Source organism: Streptomyces sp. NPDC028711, from assembly GCF_055565415.1.
The window spans coordinates 42,510-63,052 of sequence record NZ_JBVHUJ010000011.1 but is presented as its reverse complement, the minus strand read 5'-3'; the positions used below and the strand labels follow the sequence as shown (position 1 = coordinate 63,052).

The 20,543-nt window shown below is 72.5% G+C and carries 25 protein-coding genes and 1 pseudogene; 16 read left to right on the top strand and 10 right to left on the bottom strand.

The annotated features are described in order from the left end of the window. Positions 1 to 99 precede the first annotated feature (99 nt). From ACZ4VK_RS28920 to tpg, 3 genes are all read left to right on the top strand, one after another. On the top strand, positions 100 to 978 hold the full coding sequence (locus tag ACZ4VK_RS28920; protein ID WP_468358206.1) for a hypothetical protein: 879 nt from the start codon (positions 100 to 102) through the stop codon (positions 976 to 978). A gap of 102 nt (positions 979 to 1,080) precedes the next feature. After that, complete coding sequence (gene tap, locus ACZ4VK_RS28915) at positions 1,081 to 3,438, top strand: telomere-associated protein Tap (RefSeq protein WP_468358203.1); 2,358 nt, start codon at positions 1,081 to 1,083, stop codon at positions 3,436 to 3,438. 9 nt (positions 3,439 to 3,447) lie between these two features. Further along, positions 3,448 to 4,005 carry a telomere-protecting terminal protein Tpg gene (tpg, locus tag ACZ4VK_RS28910; RefSeq protein ID WP_468358200.1) on the top strand — a complete coding sequence of 186 codons (558 nt, stop codon included), beginning with the start codon at positions 3,448 to 3,450 and terminating at the stop codon, positions 4,003 to 4,005. Here the strand turns inward: tpg and ACZ4VK_RS28905 are convergent. Both ACZ4VK_RS28905 and ACZ4VK_RS28900 read right to left on the bottom strand, forming a co-directional pair. Beyond that, a complete protein-coding gene (locus ACZ4VK_RS28905; RefSeq protein WP_468358197.1) occupies positions 3,971 to 4,678 on the bottom strand; it encodes a response regulator in 708 nt (235 codons plus the stop codon). The two genes, tpg and ACZ4VK_RS28905, sit on opposite strands and share 35 nt — an antisense overlap. Next, a complete protein-coding gene (locus tag ACZ4VK_RS28900; protein WP_468358194.1) occupies positions 4,675 to 5,826 on the bottom strand; it encodes a sensor histidine kinase in 1,152 nt (383 codons plus the stop codon). Before ACZ4VK_RS28900 ends, ACZ4VK_RS28905 begins: the two co-directional genes overlap by 4 nt. Before the next feature lie 217 nt (positions 5,827 to 6,043). On the opposite strand from ACZ4VK_RS28900, the gene ACZ4VK_RS28895 reads away from it, so the two are divergent. After that, positions 6,044 to 6,367: a DUF6223 family protein gene (locus ACZ4VK_RS28895; RefSeq protein ID WP_468358191.1), complete on the top strand. Its 324-nt coding sequence runs from the start codon at positions 6,044 to 6,046 to the stop codon at positions 6,365 to 6,367. Positions 6,368 to 6,446: 79 nt separating this feature from the next. Here the strand turns inward: ACZ4VK_RS28895 and ACZ4VK_RS28890 are convergent, their stop codons facing one another. The 5 genes from ACZ4VK_RS28890 to ACZ4VK_RS28870 form a co-directional block, all read right to left on the bottom strand. Continuing rightward, on the bottom strand, positions 6,447 to 7,487 hold the full coding sequence (locus ACZ4VK_RS28890) for a vWA domain-containing protein (RefSeq protein WP_468358188.1): 1,041 nt from the start codon (positions 7,485 to 7,487) through the stop codon (positions 6,447 to 6,449). A 172-nt stretch (positions 7,488 to 7,659) separates the two neighbouring features. Continuing rightward, complete coding sequence (locus tag ACZ4VK_RS28885; RefSeq protein WP_468358185.1) at positions 7,660 to 8,559, bottom strand: NAD-dependent protein deacetylase; 900 nt, start codon at positions 8,557 to 8,559, stop codon at positions 7,660 to 7,662. Positions 8,560 to 8,750: 191 nt separating this feature from the next. After that, positions 8,751 to 10,868, bottom strand: a complete 2,118-nt coding sequence (locus ACZ4VK_RS28880) for a xanthine dehydrogenase family protein molybdopterin-binding subunit (protein WP_468358182.1) — start codon at positions 10,866 to 10,868, stop codon at positions 8,751 to 8,753. A gap of 10 nt (positions 10,869 to 10,878) precedes the next feature. Further along, a complete protein-coding gene (locus ACZ4VK_RS28875) occupies positions 10,879 to 11,862 on the bottom strand; it encodes an FAD binding domain-containing protein (protein WP_468358179.1) in 984 nt (327 codons plus the stop codon). Further along, complete coding sequence (locus ACZ4VK_RS28870) at positions 11,859 to 12,440, bottom strand: 2Fe-2S iron-sulfur cluster-binding protein (protein ID WP_468358176.1); 582 nt, start codon at positions 12,438 to 12,440, stop codon at positions 11,859 to 11,861. Before ACZ4VK_RS28870 ends, ACZ4VK_RS28875 begins: the two co-directional genes overlap by 4 nt. A 198-nt stretch (positions 12,441 to 12,638) precedes the next feature. On the opposite strand from ACZ4VK_RS28870, the gene gvpO reads away from it, so the two are divergent. The 10 genes from gvpO to ACZ4VK_RS28820 all read left to right on the top strand — a co-directional run bounded on the left by gvpO (position 12,639) and on the right by ACZ4VK_RS28820 (position 16,782). Continuing rightward, positions 12,639 to 12,953, top strand: a complete 315-nt coding sequence (gene gvpO, locus ACZ4VK_RS28865) for a gas vesicle protein GvpO (protein ID WP_468358173.1) — start codon at positions 12,639 to 12,641, stop codon at positions 12,951 to 12,953. Positions 12,954 to 13,014: 61 nt separating this feature from the next. Next, positions 13,015 to 13,449, top strand: coding sequence for a gas vesicle structural protein GvpA (locus tag ACZ4VK_RS28860; protein WP_468358170.1), 435 nt, complete (start codon positions 13,015 to 13,017; stop codon positions 13,447 to 13,449). Further along, a complete protein-coding gene (locus ACZ4VK_RS28855; RefSeq protein ID WP_468358167.1) occupies positions 13,446 to 14,165 on the top strand; it encodes a GvpL/GvpF family gas vesicle protein in 720 nt (239 codons plus the stop codon). Before ACZ4VK_RS28860 ends, ACZ4VK_RS28855 begins: the two co-directional genes overlap by 4 nt. 4 nt (positions 14,166 to 14,169) lie before the next feature. Continuing rightward, complete coding sequence (locus tag ACZ4VK_RS28850; RefSeq protein WP_468358164.1) at positions 14,170 to 14,409, top strand: gas vesicle protein GvpG; 240 nt, start codon at positions 14,170 to 14,172, stop codon at positions 14,407 to 14,409. Between the two features lie 34 nt (positions 14,410 to 14,443). Next, a complete protein-coding gene (locus ACZ4VK_RS28845) occupies positions 14,444 to 14,755 on the top strand; it encodes a gas vesicle protein (RefSeq protein WP_389681570.1) in 312 nt (103 codons plus the stop codon). Next, positions 14,752 to 15,606: a GvpL/GvpF family gas vesicle protein gene (locus tag ACZ4VK_RS28840; protein WP_468358160.1), complete on the top strand. Its 855-nt coding sequence runs from the start codon at positions 14,752 to 14,754 to the stop codon at positions 15,604 to 15,606. The genes ACZ4VK_RS28845 and ACZ4VK_RS28840 overlap by 4 nt, the downstream gene beginning before the upstream one ends. Then, positions 15,603 to 15,788: a gas vesicle protein gene (locus ACZ4VK_RS28835; protein WP_468358157.1), complete on the top strand. Its 186-nt coding sequence runs from the start codon at positions 15,603 to 15,605 to the stop codon at positions 15,786 to 15,788. The genes ACZ4VK_RS28840 and ACZ4VK_RS28835 overlap by 4 nt, the downstream gene beginning before the upstream one ends. Then, positions 15,785 to 16,060: a gas vesicle protein K gene (locus ACZ4VK_RS28830; protein ID WP_468358154.1), complete on the top strand. Its 276-nt coding sequence runs from the start codon at positions 15,785 to 15,787 to the stop codon at positions 16,058 to 16,060. The genes ACZ4VK_RS28835 and ACZ4VK_RS28830 overlap by 4 nt, the downstream gene beginning before the upstream one ends. A 175-nt stretch (positions 16,061 to 16,235) precedes the next feature. Further along, positions 16,236 to 16,493 carry a hypothetical protein gene (locus tag ACZ4VK_RS28825; protein ID WP_468358151.1) on the top strand — a complete coding sequence of 86 codons (258 nt, stop codon included), beginning with the start codon at positions 16,236 to 16,238 and terminating at the stop codon, positions 16,491 to 16,493. Between the two features lie 127 nt (positions 16,494 to 16,620). Beyond that, positions 16,621 to 16,782, top strand: coding sequence for a DUF5670 family protein (locus tag ACZ4VK_RS28820; protein ID WP_158984609.1), 162 nt, complete (start codon positions 16,621 to 16,623; stop codon positions 16,780 to 16,782). A 79-nt stretch (positions 16,783 to 16,861) separates the two neighbouring features. Here the strand turns inward: ACZ4VK_RS28820 and ACZ4VK_RS28815 are convergent, their stop codons facing one another. Further along, positions 16,862 to 17,089, bottom strand: a complete 228-nt coding sequence (locus tag ACZ4VK_RS28815) for a DUF5133 domain-containing protein (protein ID WP_468358146.1) — start codon at positions 17,087 to 17,089, stop codon at positions 16,862 to 16,864. 198 nt (positions 17,090 to 17,287) lie between these two features. On the opposite strand from ACZ4VK_RS28815, the gene ACZ4VK_RS28810 reads away from it, so the two are divergent. Further along, positions 17,288 to 17,740 (top strand): ATP-binding protein, encoded by a 453-nt coding sequence (locus tag ACZ4VK_RS28810; RefSeq protein WP_468358144.1) that lies wholly within the window; start codon positions 17,288 to 17,290, stop codon positions 17,738 to 17,740. 201 nt (positions 17,741 to 17,941) lie between these two features. Further along, a complete protein-coding gene (locus tag ACZ4VK_RS28805) occupies positions 17,942 to 18,757 on the top strand; it encodes an RNA polymerase sigma factor SigF (protein ID WP_468358805.1) in 816 nt (271 codons plus the stop codon). Positions 18,758 to 18,840: 83 nt separating this feature from the next. Here ACZ4VK_RS28805 and ACZ4VK_RS28800 read toward each other — a convergent pair whose 3' ends face one another. Both ACZ4VK_RS28800 and ACZ4VK_RS28795 read right to left on the bottom strand, forming a co-directional pair. After that, complete coding sequence (locus ACZ4VK_RS28800) at positions 18,841 to 19,110, bottom strand: WhiB family transcriptional regulator (RefSeq protein ID WP_468358141.1); 270 nt, start codon at positions 19,108 to 19,110, stop codon at positions 18,841 to 18,843. A gap of 101 nt (positions 19,111 to 19,211) precedes the next feature. Continuing rightward, a pseudogene (locus ACZ4VK_RS28795) lies at positions 19,212 to 20,482 on the bottom strand (MFS transporter). Positions 20,483 to 20,543: the final 61 nt, after the last annotated feature.

Sequence of the window (20,543 nt, the reverse complement as noted above, 5' to 3'; positions counted from 1 at the left end):
GACCGCGACGGCGTCCACGCGGGTGATCGGGGCGGGCATCCGGTGGAGGCGGGACGGGCGTGCGCGCCCGCCGCGTGGCGGCGGCGCACAGTGGGAGGCGTGGATGTCGAGCAGGTGACCGACGAGCTGTACGGCCTCAAGCCGGCCGAGTTCGTTCCGGCGCGGGACGCGTACGTCGCCCAGGCGCGGAAGGCGAAGGACACGGCCGCGGCGAAGGCCGTCGCCGCCTTGCGCCGGCCGGGACTCGCGGCATGGGCCGCGAACCTCCTGGCCCGGGAACGGCCGCAGGAGACCGCGCGGTTCCTCACGTTGGGCGAGACACTGCGAGAAGCCCACAGGACGCTCGACGGCGAGCAGTTGCGGGAGGCCGGCCGACAGCGGCAACAGCTCGTGACCGTTCTCGCCCGTACCGCCGCCGACCTGGCCCGAGAAGCCGGACAGCCGCTGAGCGACACGGTGCTCCACGAGGTCGAGCAGGCCCTCCACGGCGTACTGGCGCACCCGGAGGTCGCCGAGCAGTGGTCGAAGGGCCGCCTCGTGAAGGTGCCGGAGGCCGCGGTCGGCTTCCCCGCCGTCGCCCCCGAGTCGGTGCCCGCCCGGCCGGCTCCCGCCGAGCGGCCGACGCCGGGGAAGGCGGAGGCGGGGCGCGCGGCGGAACGACGGCTGCGGGAACGCGAGCGTGCCCGGACGGAGGCGGAGGCCGCCGAGCGAGGGGCCGACCGGTGCGAGCGGGAACTCGACGCGGCCCGCGAAGCGCAGGAGGCCGCGGAGGGGAAGGACGAGGAGGCGGCCGGCCACGTACGCCACCTGGAACAGGCGCTGCGGGAGGCTCGCGCGAACAAGTCCGCGACGGGGGCGGCCGCGACGGACGCCGGTACGAGGATGAAGGCGGCGGAACGTGCCCTCCGGGAGGCCCGCCGAGCCGCCGAAAAGGCGGCACGAGCCGTTCAGGACCTGGAGCGGCAGCCCGAGCCGTAGGCCCGTGGAGCGGGAAGCCGCAGGCGATGCGTACGCCTTCCGTACGGCCTTGGTGCGCTGCCCGTACGGTTGCCGTGGGTAGAGTGGCGGCCAGGAGGTCTCATGTCCGAGTTGTTCGACGCTGTCGACGCCCTGGTCGCGTCCCGCGCACCGCTGCCGCCGCCGGAAGAGCGCAAGCGGCTGCGCACCGCGCACGGCCTGACTCTGGACCAGGTGGCCGCCGCGCTGCGGGTGCGCCGGGCGACGGTCAGCGGCTGGGAGTCCAGGACGGAGCCCCGAGGACCGGAACGCGAGGCGTACGCCCGGCTGCTCACGCAGCTCGCCGAGCTCTACCCCGTTCCCCCCGGCCCGGCCGAACCGGCCAGGGAGACGGCGCCGGTCACCCTGGCCCCCGCGCGAGAAGCCGGCCCCGCCGATCCGGCAGCGGATCCCGACAGTCCTGCGGGCCCCGCCCCTGAGGCCGCAGCCGCCCCCGCGACCGAAGCCGTTCCCCCGCCGGAAGCCGATCAAGCCGAGCCGCCGTTCCCCGGGCAGTCCGCCGATCAGTCCGCCGACCCGACCGCCTCCGAGAGCGCCCAGCCCCCACCCGCCACCGCTCCACGGTCCGCGCCCCGCCCCGCCGCCGCTGCACCGTCCGCCCCCCGCCCCGCGCGCCGCCCCACGAGCACGTCCCCGGCATCGCGCCGCCCCGGCGCCGTGAAGGCCGCCGCCCCGGACGGGGGCGCCGACCCACGGTTCGAGAACGGTCCCCTCGCCGTCGTCGACGTCACCGACGACGGTCAGGTCCTCGCGTACTGCGTCGGCGGCCTGGTCCTTGACGTGCCCGCGAAGTCCGTCCCGGCTCTGGTCGACTGGACCCTCAGGGAGGCCCGGCTCGGGCAGCCGAAGCTGTCCGGTCCCGGCAAGGACGCCGACCCGCTCCTCGTGCTCACCGAGGCCGCCCTCGCACGCTACGGACTGCCCGTCACCCTGACCGATGAGGAGCAGCTCGCCGGCCGCGTCCCCGAGGACCACCCGGTCGTCAAGCAGCTGGCGCGGGCCGACTGGAAGCTGACCAAGCGCGGATTCGGGCCGTGGGCGCGCATCTACCGCCCCGCCACCGGCTCCGAACGGGCCTGCGTCCAGCTGTGCGTCCCGTCCTGGAACGCGCTCGACGCCCGCCACTGGGGCGACGCCGCCCAGCTGCCGCCGGCGGAACTGGCCAGGGTCCTCGGTACGTACGCCGCCCGGGTCATGACTCCGCGCGGCTCCACCGCCGTCACCGGTCTGGAGCTGATGACCGCGCTGCACCCGCCGACCCGCGCGTCCGAGCCCGACGCCGACGGCACGCGGCACTCCGAGCACAACCCCGGTTCGCTGGGCAGCGACCCGGTGGACCCGGCACCGTGCGAGGCCCCCGACGGACACCCCGTACTGAAGGACCTGCCCCGCTTCCACCTGCGCGGCCCGGCCGAGGCGCTGTTCGAGGAGGCGTACGACTGGGCGCGGCCGATGACGGACGCCGAGTGCCTCCGCCGGAACCTCGTGGGCATCGATGTGAACCTCGCCTTCGCCGCCGGCGCGAACGGCCTGGTCGTCGGCCTCGGCGCGCCGACGCACGTCGACCGGCCGGCGTTCGACCCGAAGCTCCCCGGAAGCTGGCTCGTCGACCTGTCCCATGTCGACCTGTCGAAGGTGAAGGTCGCCAAGGACAAGTGGGTGGAGCTGGACGGCAGTCTGCTGCCCAGCCCCTTCACACGGACCGGCGACCGTCCGCAGGGCCCGGCGTGGTACGCGACGCCCACCGTCGCCTACGCGGTGGAGCTCGGCTACGACGTGGCGCCGATCGAGGCCTACGTCCGCCGGGAGAACGGCCGCTACCTCGACGTCTGGTACAACCGGCTCCGTGACGCCTACCTCACCACGATGGCCGAGCTCGGGGTGTCCGCGGACCTGGCCCCGGCCGACTTCCTGACGGCGATGGACGGCTTCAGGAGCCGTGACCCGGAACTCGCGATCGTCGTCTCGGCGATCAAGGCCACGGTCAAGGGCGGCCTGGGCAAGCTGCGCGAACGCCCGCGCGGCGAGGGCTGGCGCCCGGGCCGGCCGTGGCGCGCCCTGGCCCGCCCGACCTGGCGGCCGGACATCCGCGCCGCGGTCATCTCCCGGACCCGCGTCAACCTCCACCGCAAGATCGTCAAGCACGCCGCCTTCACCGGCGACTACCCGGTCGCGATCCTGTCCGACTGCGTGGTGTACGCGGTCGACGGCACGTCACCGCTGGACTTCCTCCCGTACCGGGACGGCCGACCGCTGCCCGGCGGCTTCAAGCTCGGGGTCAATCCCGGCCTCGTCAAGCACGAGGGAACCCAGACCGTCCTCTGGGGCGAGGGCGTGAGGGAGCAGTTCGACGCTCCCGAACTCAACCTGGCCCGCTACATCAAGGACGGCACCGTCACCGGCGCCGACAACGGAGAGTAGGAGAGGGCGATGACCCTGTTCGGGGACGGCCTCGACAAGGCGGTGCAGAAGTCGTTCACCCGCCCGGCCCCCAAGAGCGCCGGCGCGCAGATGCGGTACCTCGTCCGGCAGCTCAAGGGCACCAGGGCGGTCGCCCGGATGCTGCGGATCTCCCAGCGCACCGTCGAGCGGTACGTGAAGGACCAGATCAAGAAGCCGAGGCCCGACCTCGCCGCACGCCTGGAACACGAGGTGAGGAAGCGGTGGCAGCCTCAGATCAGGGCCAGGGCCCGGCAGAGGGCGGCCACCACCGGCGGCATCGTCATCGACACCCGCGCCCGCCTCGGCTACACGGCGCCGATCGGGTCGACGGACCAGGACCGCACCCGGCACCTGACCGTCGCCCTGCCCCCCGCGTACGCCGCCCGCCTCTTCGCCGCTCAGGAGGCCGGCGCGGGCGACGACGAGCTCCAGCACATCGCGGCCGAAGGACTGAAGGAGGTGTACTTCCAGGACGGCGGCCGCCGCGCCGGAAGCCTGGAGGAGGTCCGCTTCACGGACATCCAGCACCTGGAGTTCGACCTGTGACCCGGGGCGGCCGAGGGGCCACCAGACCGGACTCGTAGGCGAGGACCACGAGCTGGGCGCGGTCGCGGGCATGGAGTTTGGTCATCGCCCGATTGACATGGGTCTTCGCGGTGAGCGTCGTGATCACCATCCGGGCGGCGATCTCGTCGTTGGACAGGCCCTGCGCGACCAGGGTGACGGCCTCGCGTTCGCGGCTCGTGAGGGCATCCAGCGCCGTGGAGACGCCGCCGTCGTCGGCGGGAAGCAGACCGGTGACGTACCGGTCGATCAGCTTGCGGGTGATCGACGGGGCGAGCAGGGCGTCCCCCCGGGCGGCGACGCGCACGGCGTGCAGGAAGTCCTCCGGCACGACGTCCTTGACGAGGAACCCGGCGGCCCCGGCGCGCAGCGCCTCCAGGACGTACTCGTCCATGCCGTAGTTGGTCAGGATGACGACGTGGACGGCGGCGAGTGCCGGATCGGCGGCGATGCGCCGGGTCGTCTCGATGCCGTCGAGGACCGGCATCCGGATGTCGACGAGCGCCACGTCCGGCACGTGCTCCCGAGCCAGAGCGAGCCCCGCGGCCCCGTCGGCCGCCTCGGCCACCACCTCGATGTCGTCCTCGAGGTCGAGCAGAGCGCGGAACCCACTGCGGATGAGCGGCTGGTCGTCGACCAGCAGGACCCGGATCACGACGACCGCTCAAGCGGCAGTTCGGCGTGGACGGTGAAACCGCCCCCGTCCCGTGGCCCCGCGCGCAGCCGGCCGCCGAGGGCGGTCACCCGTTCGCGCATGCCGAGCAGCCCGAGGCCGGGTGCCGTGACACCCGCCGGTCTCGCCGCCGTCGCCCCGCCGCCGTCGTCGTCGACGCGCACCGCGACGGCGTCCGTACGGCAGTCGATGCGCACCGACGCCGTGCCCACGTCCGCGTGCCGGGCGACGTTGGTGAGCGCCTCCTGAACGATCCGGTAGACGGTACGGTCCACCGCCGCCGGCACATCGTGGCCCCGGCCCTCGATCGTCAGCGTCGCGTCCACGCCGAACGCACGGGCCCCCTCCACCAGCTCCGGGACGTCATCGAGTCCGCACGGCGGAGTCGTGTCGTCGTCGCGCAACGCCTCCAGGGTCGCGCGCAGCTCCCGGCTCGCCTCCCGCCCGGCCTGCTGGATCGCGAGCAGCGCATCCGGCACGTCCTCGCCCCGCTTCCTCGCCACGTGCACGGCGACCTCCGCCTGCACCTTGACGACCGATATCTGATGGGTGAGCGAGTCGTGCAACTCGCGGGCGATGCGCAGCCGTTCCTCGTCGGCGCGACGCCGGGCGGTCTCCTCCCGGGTGCGCTCGGCCTCCTCCGCCCGCCGCTCGGCCTGCCGCAACGCCTCTCCGGCGGCGCCGGCCGCGACCAGCCAGGCGATTTCGAGGGCACCCCTGGCCTGCGCGAACGCCTGGCCCGTGTCGTGCAGACCCGAAGCCAGGGCCGCGACCGGGAGTGAAGCCAGCATGACGACGCTCGCCACCACCGTGACGGTGCGGTACCCCGCCCGCACCGCCGCGTACACCGCGAAGAGGTACGCGACGACGGGCACGTCGAAACCGGCCGCCTGATGGCCCACCGCGCAGACCCCGGTCACGGCCAGGACGGCGACCGGTGCCCGGCGGCGCGCCGCCAGAGCAAGCCCGCCCGCCGCCAGGAGCCCGAGCCCGAGCAGGTCGAGGCGGGTCGTCGTGGCCGTGTCCGGACGCAGCTCGGCGAGACCGGTGACCAGGAGCGCCGCCGTCACACCCGCCGCGATGACCCAGTCCCCGTACCGCTCCCACACACCGGCAGTCCGTGTCTTCATGCGCGCACCCTAGACCGGGTGGCGCAGCCGGCGAATCCTCCTCGCGACCAGCGAACGGCTACCACGCCCGTGGTAGCCGGCACCGTGCCTGCCGCAGTCGCGGCAGTGCGAGGAGTCTGCGCTCGCCGGACGACCGGCGAGCGGCCCGAGGGCCAGGATTCGGGGGACAGAAGCGAGGCGGCGCAGCCCGCCCCGTCCGACGAGAAGGAGCATTCCCATGAGCCCCGACCTGTTGCTCGCCGCCGACGTCCTCAGCTTCAGCCCCGGCCGTCTCGGAGCCACGACGGGGGCCCTCCTCGGCCTCGCCGGCGTGGTCATCGCCTGGCGCGCCCTGGCCAGGCCGACGAGCCGCCCCGGCGCGGTACCGGCCGTGGTCGCGGGCCTGATCGGCCTGCTCCTCGGCGGACTCGTCGCGGCCACCGCGGAAGGCGGCCTGGGCACCGGCAACGGCCTGGGCGGCGCCTACGTGGCCGTCCTGACGGGCCTGCTCGCCACCGCACTCGGCGGCTGGGCCGTGTCCCGCTCCCGGCGCACCGGCTGAGGCCGGCCGGGGGGGCGGACCGCAGGCGCCCCCCCGGCGCGACGAGGGCGGGACGGGTTCCCGACGACCCACCAGGGCGTCAGAGCATCAGCAGCAGTCGCGTGTTCGGTACGAGCTTGCGGTTCACGCTGGTGCTCTGCACGAAGATCGTGAAGTCGTCGTTGTGGTCCGGCTTGACCCGGACCTCCACGTCCGGCAGTCCGAGCAGGGCCCGGGCCTGGGGACCCGTGTACACCCGGTCCGTCTTCTTCTCCAGCACCGCGATCTGCTTCCGCGCCTGGATCTTCTCCGACTTGCTCAACTGATAGAACGCACCACCGGTGCGGTACGTGTGGCCGGATTCGACGATCCATTCCCGTATCGCGGCATCACGGGCCACCGGAATCAGCTGGTATTCGGACTGATTCACCGGCGTGAGCCCGGCGGCTTCGATGGTCTTCTTGTTGACCGCCTCGGCCCCCGCCGAGAACACCGAACGCGATCCACGGATTCCCTTGGTGCGACCCACCATGAATTTCTCGGTGGCCTCCTGGATGACCTGCCCGGCCTCTTCCAGACCCTGCGTGCTCGTGGCGTCCCAGATGGCGATGTTGTCCTTCGGGAAGCCGTACTGCATGGCCTCGCGCTTGCCCATCTGGTCCGGCACCAGAACGGCCAGCGTCCAGTTGTCCTCCTGCGTCTCGATCATCTTGGCGACGGCCTCGACCAGTTGACGCGGATCGCGGGCGGGGGCGTCCGAGCAGCGGTGACTCACGTTCTCCTGCCCGTCGGTCAGCACGAACGTCAGGAAGCTGTGGTCGCCGTACAGTTGCGCCGTCTGCGCCAGCTCGCGCTGCGACTTCAGCGCGGCCGCGAGCAGAGCCGTCATTCCCCCGACCCGGTACAGCTGCTTGAGGGACGGCATGCGCAGCACGTCCTTGTCGTAGATGACGCACTCCACCTTGTCGGCGAAGACGTACACCGTGACACGCGTTTCCTGATCCAGTTCCCGCGAGCGGCGGGCGAGATAGGCGATCTGCTGGTCGGCGACTTCGACGACCTTGCCGCTCAGCCGCGACATGGAAGAACTGGCATCCAGGACAAGAGCAACATGGTTGATGTAGTTCTGCGTTCGGGTCATGGTGACTCCCCCTCTTTCCGACTGGATGCTCCTACCTTCTCACCCACCACTGACAATCGGCCCTGGCTCCCGAACCCCTGCAGGGCACTCGCGAAGCGTGACACCGCGGAGGGTCCGGCCGGACCGCCCCCGACGTTCCGGCCGGCCCGAAACCCTTCGCCCAGGACGTCGATCAGGACGGTTCCTGACCGTCGACGGAGACGCCCAGGCGGGCCGCCACGGTGGTGAGCGCCGCTCCCAGGGGGAGCGCGACCCGGGCGAGGGCATGCCGGTCCCCGCGCGTGGGGTCCTGGTTGACGATGAGGACGGGCGTTCCGGCCTCGGCTGCCTGGCGGACGAACCGGAGCCCCGACATCACCGTGAGGGAGGAGCCCAGGACAAGCAGCGAGGTCGCGCCCCGGACCAGCTCCCGGCAGTGCTCGACCCTCCGCGGAGGGACGGCCTCGCCGAAGAACACCACGTCCGGCTTGAGGACGCCGCCGCAGACTCCGCACGGCACCACATGGAAGTCGCCGACCTGCTCGTCGGTGAGGTCGGCGTCGCCGTCTGGGTTGATTCCGGCCGCCACCGGCTCGAAGCCCGCGTTCGCCTCGTCGAGGCGCCGGGCGACCTCGCCGCGCGCGGTGACGGCGCCGCAGGAGAGGCAGACGACCCGGGCCAGGCTTCCGTGCAGCTCCACGGCGTCCTCGCTGCCGGCGGCCTGGTGCAGCCCGTCGACGTTCTGGGTGATCACCCCCGAGAGCAGGCCGTGGCGCCCGAGGGCTGCCACGGCCCGGTGCCCCGCGTTGGGGCGGGCACGCCCGAAGGTGCGCCAGCCGAGGTGGCTGCGCGCCCAGTACCGGCGCCGCGCCTGAGCATCGGCGGTGAACTCCTGGTACGTCATCGGGGTGTGCCGGCTGAGGCTCCCGCCCTCGCCCCGGTAGTCGGGGATGCCCGACTCCGTGGAGAGGCCGGCCCCGCTGAGGACCAGCACACCGCCGGCGCCCAGCGCGTCGGCGACCGGTCCCAGGTCCGTGGTGCCCGGCGGCAGGTCCTCGGCAGGTGTCCAGCTCAGAGTGGGACGCATACGCATGCCGCCAGGGTACGAAACGAGATCGCCGCCGGCCCTTCGACCGGTCCGCGCGCGGCGGAGGCCCGTACCGGCGAGGGCGTCGCCCACCGCTCACCCCGCAGATCGCGGCTCGGCCCCCGCGGCCGCAGCCCACCCCCGCGCGCCGCGCCTCAGCCCCTGCGCGCCGCGCCCCAGGACCCGAAGGCCGCGCCTCAGCCCCCTAGATGCGGCAGGAGCCGGTCCGGGGTCAGCGGCAGGTCCCGCAGCCGTACGCCCACCGCGTGATGCACGGCGTTCGCGATCGCGGCCGCCGTCCCCACGATGCCGATCTCCCCGATCCCCTTGCTGCCCATCGGATTGAGATGAGGATCCTCCTCGTCCAGCCAGCGCGCCTCCACCGCGGGCACGTCGGCGCAGACGGGCACGTGGTACGAGGCCAGATCGCGTTCCGCGAAGTCACCGAACGCGGGATCCAGGGTGCTGCCCTCGGTGAGCGCCATGCCGAGACCCATCGTCATGCCGCCGATGAACTGGGAGCGGGCGGTACGAGGGCTGAGCACCCGGCCCGCGGCGAACACGCCGAGCAGCCGGCGGACCCGTACCTCACCCGTCACGGTGTCCACCTCGACCTCCGCGAACTGGGCGCCGAACGCGTGACGCGCGTACGGGGATTCCCGCCCGGCCTCCTCCGTGGTGTCCGCCCACGCGGTGAGGCCCTCGGGCGGGAGCGGACCGGCGTGCGCGCGCAGCATGCCGGCCAGGGACGTGCAGGCCTTGTGGACCGCCCACCCCCACGAGGAGGTTCCCGAGGAACCGCCCGCGAGCGGGGCGGTCGGCAGCGCGCTGCTGCCGACCTCCACGCGCACCGAGGCCGGCGGGGCGCCGAGCGCTTCGGCGGCGATCCGCGCGAGGACGGTCCGCGCCCCGGTGCCGATGTCGGTGGCGTTGAGCCGTACGACGTGGCTGCCGTCCGGCGCCGCGTGCGCGGACGCCGTGGAGGGCTCGATGAGATACGGGTACGTGGACGAGGCCACTCCGGTGCCGGTCAGCCGGTCGCCGCTCCGCCGCACCCCTGGCCGGGGGTCGCGGTCCGCCCAGCCGAAGAGCCGGGCGCCCTGCCGCAGGCATTCCGCGACGTTCCTGCTGCTGAACGGTCTGCCGGTGTCGGGTTCCGTGGCGGGTTCGTTGCGCAGCCGGAGCTCGACCGGGTCGACGCCGGTGGCGAAGGCGAGCTCGTCCATGGCCGCTTCGAGGGCGTACATGCCGGATGCCTCGCCCGGTGCCCGCATCCACGAGGGGCTGGGCACGTCGAGGGCCACCACGTGGTGACTCGTGCGACTGTGCGGCGAGGTGTACATGACGCGGGCGGGGACGGCCGCCTGCTCGACGAACTCCCTGACCGTCGACGTCTGGGTGACGACCTCGTGGGCGAGGGCGCCGATCACGCCGTCGGCGTCCGCGCCGATGCGGACGCGCTGGACGGTGGGGGCGCGATGGCCGACGACGGCGGCCAGCTCACGGCGGGGGAGGACCACTCTGACGGGCCGCCCGACGTGCCGTGAGGCCATCGCGGCGAGGACGACCTGCGGCCGCGGGGTGCCCTTGGAACCGAAGCCGCCGCCGACGTACGCGGAGACGACCGTGACACGGTCCTCGGGCACCTTGAGCAGCTGCGCGAGGACGTCCCGTACGGTCGTCGACCCCTGGCTTGAGTCGTACACGGTCAGCTCACCGTCCTCCCACCACGCGGTGGAGGCGTGCGGCTCCATCGGGTGGTTGTGCTGGGCGGTCATGGTGAACGTCGCGTCGACGCGCACCGCCGACCCGGCGAAGGCCGCGTCGAAGTCGCCGCGTTCCCGCAGGCCCGGCTGGCCGCCGTTGGCCTCCTCCGGGACGCGGAGACCGGGATGACCGACGGGTGGACCCGGGTCGTGGTCCTCTTCGGCGTACTCGATCCGCAGGTCGTCGGCGGCCGCGCGCGCGTTCTCCGGGGTGTCGGCGACCACGAGCGCGACGTACCAGCCCCGGTGCGGGACGCGGTCGTCCTGGAGCAGGGCGAGGGTCCCGTCCTCGGCCTCGCCGAGCCGGGGCGCGTTCTCGTGGCTGAGGACCGCGAGGACGCCCGGCCGCCGAAGGATCTCCTCGGCGTGGACGGCGGTGACCCTGCCGCGCGCGACGGTGGCGGGCACGGCGACGGCGTGGACGCGGCCCGGCGGAGCGTGCTCGGCGGCGTAGCGCGCCGTGCCGGTCACCTTCTGACGGGCGTCACGGCGGACGGCGTCGGCGTCGGCGACATCGGACGGGGCGAGGGGCGGGGGAGCCGGGTTCATGACGGCCTCCTCAGGCGCGGGACGCGAGATCGGTGAGCACGCGGACGGCGAGATTGCGGGCGAGCGGCACCTTGAAGCCGTTGTCGCGGAGCGGCTCGGCCGCGGCCAGTTCGGCGTCGGCGGCCCGCGCGTACGTCTCCTCCGTGGCGGGCGCTCCGCGCAGCACCTCCTCGGCCGCGTGGGCACGCCACGGCTTGTGGGCGAGCCCGCCGAAGGCGAGGGCGGCATGGCGGACGACACCGTCCTCCACGGTGAGCACGGCGGCGACGGAGGCGAGCGCGAAGGCGTACGAGGCACGGTCACGGGCCTTGCGGTAGGCGCTGGCGGCCCCGGCGGGCGGGGGGAGCGTCACACCGGTGACGAGCTCGCCGGGACGGACGACGGTGTCCTGCTCCGGCCGGTCACCGGGCAGCCGGTGGAAGTCGGTGACCGGCACGACGCGTTCCCCGTCGGGACCGAGCAGATGCACCCGCGCGTCGAGGGCGGCGAGCGCGACCGCCATGTCCGACGGGTGCGTGGCGACGCACCGCGCGGAATGGCCGAGCACCGCGAGATCGCGGTGGACTCCTTCGCGGGCGGGGCAGCCCGTACCCGGTTCGCGCTTGTTGCACGGCTTGGAGGTGTCCTGGAAGTACAGGCAGCGGGTGCGCTGGAGGAGGTTGCCGCCCGTGGTGGCGGCGTTGCGCAGCTGCGCGGACGCGCCGGAGAGGAGCGCCTGCGACAGCGCGGTGTACCGGGTCCGTACGAGCGGATGGACGGCCAGGTCGCTGTTGCGGACGGTCGCCCCGACACGCAGGCCACCGTCCGGCGTCTCCTCGACGCCGTCCAGCGGCAGCCGGCTGATGTCGACGAGGAACGGAGGATCGGCCACCCCGAGCTTCATCAGGTCGACGAGGTTCGTGCCCCCGGCGAGGTACTGGGCACGGGGGTGGGCCGCGTACGCGGCGAGTGCCTGGTCCGTGCGGTCGGCGCGCAGGTATCCGAAGGGCTTCACGAGGCGACCTCCCCGATGGCGTCCACGATGTTCGGGTAGGCGCCGCAGCGGCAGAGGTTGCCGCTCATCCGCTCCCGGATCTCCTCCGGGCCGAGGTCCACCGGCCCTTCGCCGTCCGGCCGGTCCGGTGGCGTCACGTACGAGGGGTGACCAGCGGCGGCCTCGTCCAGCATGGCCACGGCCGAGCAGATCTGGCCGGGCGTGCAGTAGCCGCACTGGAGGGCGTCCCGGGAGACGAACGCCTCCTGGAGCGGATGCAGACGGTCCGCTTCGGCGAGGCCCTCGACCGTGGCGACGGGCTCGTCGCACGCCACCGCGAGCAGCAGGCAGCTGTTCACGCGCCGCCCGCCCACGAGCACCGTGCAGGCCCCGCACTGCCCGTGGTCGCAGCCCTTCTTCGCCCCGATGAGGTCCAGGTGCTCGCGGAGGGCGTCCAGGAGGGTGGTGCGATGGTCGAGGCGCAGCGCGTGCGTCGTCCCGTTGACCTGGAGCGACACGGCCGACGCGAGGTCGTGGCGCCCTTCGGTACCCCCTTCCCGTACGGCGGCGGTCCCGCCGGTCCCTTCGGTACGGTCCACGGTGCCTGCTCCTCCGACGATGGATGGGGGGTGACCCTCTGCCCGACACCCCTTCCCCGCCTCCCTCGCCGTATGTCCCCTCTGTCCGCCGAACGGCGTAGAGCGCCGAATGCGCCCCCTTGTCGGCCATGCGTGGACTCACGAGAGCCGGGAAGGCGGGCCGAAGGCACCCGTCCGAAAGGCTGAGAGGAGAAAGCCATGCCCCGTGCATCGGACAGCAGGGCGGACAGCGAGACGGCGGAGGCGGAACGGCCTCCGCCGGTGACCGCGGTGATCAGGACGGCGATGGACCAGCTCGCGCTCCTGCTCGACCGGCCGACGGAGGCCGTCAGCTCCTGCGGACGCGGCGAGGACGGCAACTGGCGCCTGACGGTCGAAGTCCTCGAACTGCCACGCGTGCCGGACACGATGAGCCTGCTCGCCTCGTACGAGGTCGACGTCGACCACCACGGGCACCTCATCGGCTACCGGCGCACCCGCCGCTACGAGAGGGGACGGGCGGACCGCCGCTGAACGAGACGGCACCGCCGCACCCCGGCCCGCCCCACCCCACCAGAAAGGGAGAGCGAGAAGCATGACTGTCATCCCCACCCAGAGCGCTCCGGCACCCTCCGGGGGTGGTTCCAGCGGTCTGTACGACGTACTCGAACTGGTTCTGGACCGTGGCCTGGTGATCGACGCCTTCGTGCGCGTCTCCCTGGTCGGCATCGAGATCCTGAAGATCGACGTACGCGTCGTCGTGGCGAGCGTCGACACCTATCTGCGCTTCGCCGAAGCCTGCAACCGGCTGGACCTGGAAGCCGGCCCGCGAAAGAACCCCGGCCTGCCCGAACTGGTCGGCGACATCACCGAATCGGGCACCCGCTCCAAGACCAAAGGAGCCCTGAGCGGCGCCGCGCAGACCATCTCCGACGTCTTCCACCCGGCACGGGACGAGGCGACGGAGGAGAAGAGCGGCAGCGGCGGATCGCGCCGGCGCACCTCGACCCGACGGGAGGAGAAGGAATGAGCACCTACGTCTACGGCATCGCCCCCGCCGACCGGAAGCTGCCCGACGCCATCGAGGGCATCGGCGACCCCCCGCGGCCCGTCCGCACCGTCCGCAGCGGCGACCTGGTGGCCCTGTGCAGCGACGCGCCGCCCGAACTGAAGGCGAAGCGACGCGACCTGCTCGCGCACCAGCACGTCGTGATCCTGGCCGGCAAGGACGGACCGGTGCTGCCCCTGCGGTTCGGCGGGGTCGCGCCCGACGACGAGACCGTCGCCGCGATCCTCGGCGAGCACCACGACCGCTACGTGGAGCGGCTGGAGAAGCTCGACGGCAAGGAGGAGTTCAACGTCAAGGTGTACCACGACGAGGAGGCCGTGCTGCGCGTGGTGCTCGCCGCCGATCCCGGCCTGCTCGCCCGGCACGCCGCCCAGCGCGAGGCGGGCGGTGGCAGCCACGAGGAGAGGATCGCCTTCGGCGAGCTGATCGCGCGGGCCGTCGCCGAGCGGGAGAAGGCCGACGCGGCACTCGTCGAGCAGACCCTGGCGCCGCACGCGGCGGCGGTGGCGCGCGGGCCTGCGGGCAGCGGCCGGCTGGCCGATCTGTCGTTCCTCGTCGCGCGCGAACGGCAGGAGGAGTTCCTGGCGGCCGTGCGCGCCCTCCCTCAGGAGCACGAGCACCTCAGGGAGCAGGTGACGGGACCCCTGCCCGCGTACAGCTTCGCCGATACGGAGTGACCCCATGGGACTGCTCAAGGAAGTCCTCCTGCTGCCGGCCGCACCGGTGCGGGGCACCGCCTGGGTGCTGCGGCAGGTCGTCGAGGTCGCGGAGCGCGAGTACTACGACCCGGACGTCGTCCACCGCGAACTGGCCGGTCTGGTAGCGGCGTTCGAGGCCGGCGACATCGACGAGGCGGAGTTCGACCGCAGGGAGGACGCCCTCCTCGCCCGACTGGACGCGGGGCGGAGGAACGGCCGATGACCCACCCCCACCGGGCCCGCAAGGAGGACGGCGCATGACGATGCCGTCCGGACTTCCGCGTCCGTACGACGACCAGTCGGCCAATCTGGCCGACATCCTGGAGCGCGTCCTCGACAAGGGCGTGGTGATCGCCGGAGACATCCGCATCAACCTCCTCGACATCGAACTCCTCACCATCAAGCTGCGCCTCGTCGTGGCGTCGGTCGACCGCGCCAAGGAGATGGGCATCGACTGGTGGGAGCAGGATCCGGCCCTGTCGTCCGGAGCCCGGCGGGGCGAACTCGGCCGGGAGAACGAGGAGCTGCGCCGCCGTATAGCCGAGCTGGAGGCGAGGCAGGAGCCATGAGAGACGAACCACTGAAGGACGAACGTCCGAGGGAGAATCCGCTGAACGGCGAACCTCCGTACAGCGGACCCCTGTTGTACGTGTACGCCGTCATCCGTTCAGGCGCCACCGGGCCGCCCCCCGGCCCCCCGCCGGGCGAGACGCTCGGCACGGGCCTCATCACCGTCACGCACCGGGGACTGACCGCCCTCGTCGAACCGGTCCCGGCGGCCGACTTCGACGAAGCGCCCCTGCGCGACCGGCTGGAGGACCTGGACTGGCTCGCGCGAGTGGCCAGGGCCCACCACGGCGTGGTGGCAGCGGCGGGCCGGCACGTCACCACCGTGCCGCTGCGCCTTGCGACCGTCTGCCGCGGTGAGCCGGGCGTGCGCCGCCTTCTCTCCGAGGGGGAGCACCGCCTCGCGGAGACCCTCGACCGCCTGACCGGCGCCCATGAGTGGGGAGTCAAGCTGTACGCCGAGGAGACCCCCGCGACGACCGCGAGCGCCGGCGGAGCCCCGACACGGGCGGCGTCCGGCCGCGACTACCTGCGGCGCCGCCTGGGCGACCGGCATGCCCGTCAGAACGTCGACGACTCGGCGGCCCGCGCCGCACGGCAGCTCCACGAGGTGCTCGTACGCACCGCGGCGGAGACGGTGCTCCACCCGCCCCAGCAGGCGCGCCTGACCCAGGGGCCAGGCAGGAACGTGTTCAACGCCGCCTATCTCGTCCCCGACGAGAAGCGGAGCGCGTTCCTCGACGGGGTTCCCGCGCCCGAGGACGTGCCCACCGGCCTGCGCGTGGAGATCACGGGCCCCTGGGTGCCCTACTCCTTCACGCGGACCGATACCGACGAGGGGGCGGAGCGATGACGGACCAGCGGGAGATCGCGCTCGTCGACCTGCTGGACCGGCTGCTGGCCGGCGGCGTGGTGCTCGCCGGCGACATCACCCTGAGGATCGCCGACGTCGACCTCGTACGCGTCGACCTCAAGGCGCTCATCAGCTCCGTCGGCGACGCCGTGCCCTCCCCGTGGGAGCGGGTGACACCGTGACGACACGACCGCGACGGGTGGAACTCGACCCCGACACCGTCGAACGCGACCTGGCCTGCCTGGTCCTGACCGTCGTGGAGCTGCTGCGCCAACTGATGGAACGACAGGCCGTACGCCGTTTCGAGGCGGGTGACCTCACCGAGGAGCAGGAGGAACGGCTTGGTCTGACCCTCATGCTCCTGGAGGACCGGATGGAATCGCTGCGCGAGCGTTTCGGAATGGAACCGGAGGACCTCAACATCGATCTCGGCCCGCTCGGCAAACTCCTGTGAACAAGGGTTTGTCGCGGCGAGGTCCGGTCAGACGATGGATATGAGTGCATCGGAGAAGAGCAACGAGAATCCGTCCAGCCGGAACAGTTCGCGCAATTCCTCGGACAGCTCCGGCACCGGCACACGAAACCGAACGAGCCGCGCTTCGGAGGAGGCGAAGAAGACCGTCCACGCGGTGGAGGAGACCGAGGAGAAGGCCACCGGGGCTCTGACCGCGCTTCCCGCCCCTCTCGCCGAGAAGACTCTGGCGGCCGTCGAAGCCGTCCGGGGCACCGGTGGGACGCTGGTGACCGCCGTACGGGCCCGCAAGGCGGCCACCGGCAGCGCCGCCGTGAGCGCCGCCGCCGCGCTCACCGGCGCCTACGCGCTCGGACGCCGGGCGGGACTGCGCTCCCGCGGCCCGCTCTCCCGGCTCACCGGCGGCCGTATCTGATCTCCAGGCCGCCACAAAGGAAAAAGAAAAGAAGAGAAAAGCAAACTGGCCCTTCCCTGGGAATCCCCTCCATGCGGAGCGGGGAGGGGGCGACATGCGAACAGGGAATTCCGGAGGTTTTCGACACATGGTTCCCCTGCTGTTGGTTCTGCTGCTGGCACTGATTCTCTTCGGCGCCGGATTCGCCGTGAAGGCCCTCTGGTGGATCGCCGTGATCGTGCTCGTCCTCTGGCTGCTGGGCTTCGTGGCCCGGCCGAAGGGCGGCACGGGCCGCTGGTACCGCTGGTAGGCCGTCCCCTCCCGTAGCACGACGAGCCCGGCACGGTCCTCGAAGGAGGACCGTGCCGGGCTCGCGTGTCATCGGGGGTTCAGGCCATCAGGACCGAGTCGTCGCCGGGCCGTGCGCCGGGCAGCCGATGACGGGCGGCGACCAGTGCCGTGTCCACGTCCCGCGTGCCCGTGGAGACACAGAGCGTGTACGCGATGTCGTCCATGCGCCGCCGTACCTCCGCGCTGCCGTTCTCCGCGTGCAGCACCCTCAGCGTCTCGTACTGCTCGATCAGATTGCTCAACACCGCGGGATGGGCCATCAACACAGTGCTTCTCCCTTCGCCGTCAGGGCGCCGACCGCCCGGTTCGATGCGCCGGGTACCCCCGCTCCCGGGTTGTATGCGGGGGCCGGGCCGGCGCCCGGGTTCCGGGATGTGGCGAATGGAAAGCGAAAAGGGGGGAAAGGCGCAGTACGAAGTGTGTGCGAAGCACGGTAGGAAGCCGTGTGAGAGAGGGGGAGGCTGATGACGGACGCGATCGCCACCGAGCGTGCGACACAGGAGCCCGTGCTGTCCGTGAGCGTCGACTACGACGCTGCGGACGCCGGCGACGGCATGATCGCGTCCGCCCGTGCCTTCACCGCGGACTTCCTCGCCGCCGCACCGGCCGTGGGACGTGAGCCGGTGGCCCAGGAGCGGGTCGACATGGCGCGGCTGGTGGTCAGCGAGCTGGTGACCAACGCCGTGCGGCACGCCCCCGGACCCTGCAGGCTTCTCCTGGAGCTGTTCGAGGACGTACTCGACATCTCGGTGTACGACCGTGCGGAAGCCTCCCCCGTCCCGCGAGGTCACGACCCCGGCCGCGTCGGCCAGCACGGGGTGGAGATAGTCGTCGCGGTCTGCGAGAGCGTGCGCGTGGAGCCGCACCCGACGGGGAAGCGGGTCAGGGCACGTCTCTCCCTCGTCGGAACCGGATGACCCGGGACCGACGGCGGCGGCGCGGTCTCGAGAATTCCCGCGCATGCTCCCGGAGCGCCGGGGTATACGAGCCGCCCGGGGGAGAACGCGTTGCCGACGATCGAAGGGGTCAGTGGAGTGTCGACCGCAGTGCCGACGGAGACGAAGGACCGCACCGAGACGAAGGACCGCACGGAGACGAAGGGCCGCACCGAAGGGGCCGTGGGGGGTCTTCCCGTTCTCGACGCCCCCCGCGAGATCGCGCCGAAGGACGCCCGCGAGCTGTCGAAGCTGTTCTTCGGCCGGATGGCCGTACTGGAAGAGGGGACTCCCGAGCACCAGTACGCACGCAACACGCTGATCGAGATGAACATGTCACTCGTCCGCTACGCGGCGGGTCGCTTCAGGGCCCGGGGCGACGAGATGGAGGACATTGTCCAGGTCGGCGTCATCGGGCTGATCAAGGCCATCGACCGGTTCGACATCTCCCGTGAGGTGGAGTTCACCACCTTCGCCGTGCCGTGCATCGTGGGGGAGATCAAGCGCTTCTTCCGCGACACCTCATGGGCGGTCCATGTGCCGCGTCGGCTGCAGGAGGCCCGCGTGGAGCTGGCGAAGGCGACGGAGGAGCTGAGCTCACGCCTCGGGCGGGCGCCGACCGTGTCGGAACTCGCGGCCCTGATGGACCTCTCGGAGGACGAGGTGATCGAGGCGCGGCTCGCCTCGAACGCGTACAGGTCCACCTCGCTCGACGCGGCCGTCGGCGGCGACGAGGAGGACGGCGGCGCCATGCTGTCCGACCTCTTGGGGGAGGAGGACCCGGCGCTCGAGCTGTTCGAGGACTTCCACGCCCTCGCGCCGCTCCTCGACGAGCTCGGTGAGCGGGACCGCCGGCTGCTCCATCTGAGGTTCGTCGAGGAGCTGACGCAGTCGGAGATCGGCCAGAGGCTCGGCGTCTCCCAGATGCAGGTGTCGCGACTGCTCTCGCGCAATCTGGCCCGCCTGCGCAAGGGCATGCTCGCCCCCCTGGAGGAATGAGCCGAGGCACGAGCCTCTCTCCAGGAGGTGAGCCTCCCTCCAGAAGGTGGCGACAGGAGACCGAACGGCCTCACCGGAAACCCCTACCGGTGGGGCCGTTCCCCCGCGCTCGCCCCACGGCGCAACCTCCGCTTCAGGGAACGCCGTTCGTCGTCGCTCAGGCCACCCCAGACGCCCGTCACCTGATGGGAGTCGTCCATGGCCCAGCGGAGACACGCGTCGCGCACAGGGCAGTGCCGACAGATCGCCTTGGCCTCCTCGGCCTGTACCAGGGCGGGGGCTCCGGTGCCCACGGGGAAGAAGAGATCGGGGTCGACGTTCTGGCAGGCTGCGGACGCGCGCCAGCTGTCCATGGGTCCTCCTGACCGATGGGATGAAGGGAGAAGTTCTTTCTTCTCGGCTGACCGGTCGCCGCCGCTTGAAACGCCGCCGCGACGGGTGAATTCGGAGGGGATCACGAGCGCGGCGAAGGCGGCCCTCCGGGCACGGCGGGGTGCTGCAGCTCAGGATCGGAGCGACGTGGCGCCGGGCGGCGGGGGAGCAGCAGTGGGGTCGCCAGCAGGAGCAGGCCGGCCAGCCCGATGGCGGTGCGGGGCCCGAGCAGAGCGCCGAGCACACCCCAGGCGGCCGTCAGGACGGCGGTCGAGGCCTTGGTCGTCACCGCCCAGGCGGACAGCGTGCGGGCGACCCGGTTGTTCGGGGTGCGTTCGAGACGGCAAGTGGCGCTGACGGGGTTGAAGACCCCGCAGCAGAAGATGAGCCCGAGCTCGACGCCGACGACCAGCAGCAGCCCGCCGGCACCGGGACCGAGGAAGGCGAGACCCACGGGCCAGACCGCGCGCAGCACCCCGGCCGTGAGCAGGATCCGGTGCTGCCCGAACCGGTGGACGAGCGGTCGGGCGAGCCACGCGCCGATGAGGCCGCCGATGGAGGGCAGGGCGAAGGCGAGGCCGTACTGCCACGGGGTGAACCCGAGCCGGCCGAGCATCAGGACGGCAAGCAGCGGCTGGACGGCCATCACCAGGCCGTTGAACAGGACGGTGTTGAAGAACAGAGGGCGCAGCGTCGCGTCGGCGAGGATGTACCGCCAGCCGTCGAGCAGATGCCCGGCCCGCAGAGGTGCGGTCTCCCGGGGTTCGGGCGGCGGCTCGTGGCCGCCGATCGCCCGGATGCCCAGGGCCGAGAGCAGGTGGCTGACCGCGTCGGCCACCACCGTCGCGAAGGGGCCGAGGAGCCCGATCGCGGCGCCGCCCAGCGGCGGCCCGATGATCGTGGTCGTCCAGGTGGTGGACTCGAACCGGGCGTTGGCGACGAGCAGGTCCTCGGCCGCGAGGAACGTCTTCAGATACGCCCCGGAGGCGGCGCGGAAGGTGATGTCGGCCGCGCGACGACGACCGAGACCAGGAGGAGCTGAAGGAAGCCGAGCACGCCGAGCGCGTACGCGGCGGGAATCGTCAGGAGCGCGGCGAACCGCACCACGTCTGTCGCGATCAGCACCGGCCGCTTGCGGCGGAACTCGACCCACGGGCCGAGCGGCACCGCCACGGCGGCGCCCACCGCGGCCCCCACGGAGGAGAGCGCGGCGACCTCGGCGGGCCCGGCGTCCAGCACCTGGAGGGCGATCAGCGGGAACGCGCCGAAGGCGAGCCCTGTGCCGAGCGCGCTCGTTCCGTACGCCCCCCACAGCCACCCGAACCGCCGCCCCAGCCGCCGCCCGCTCCTCATACCCGACGCCCCCACCCTTCACCCGCACAACCAATTCGCGCCCGAAAACATCAAAGCGGTC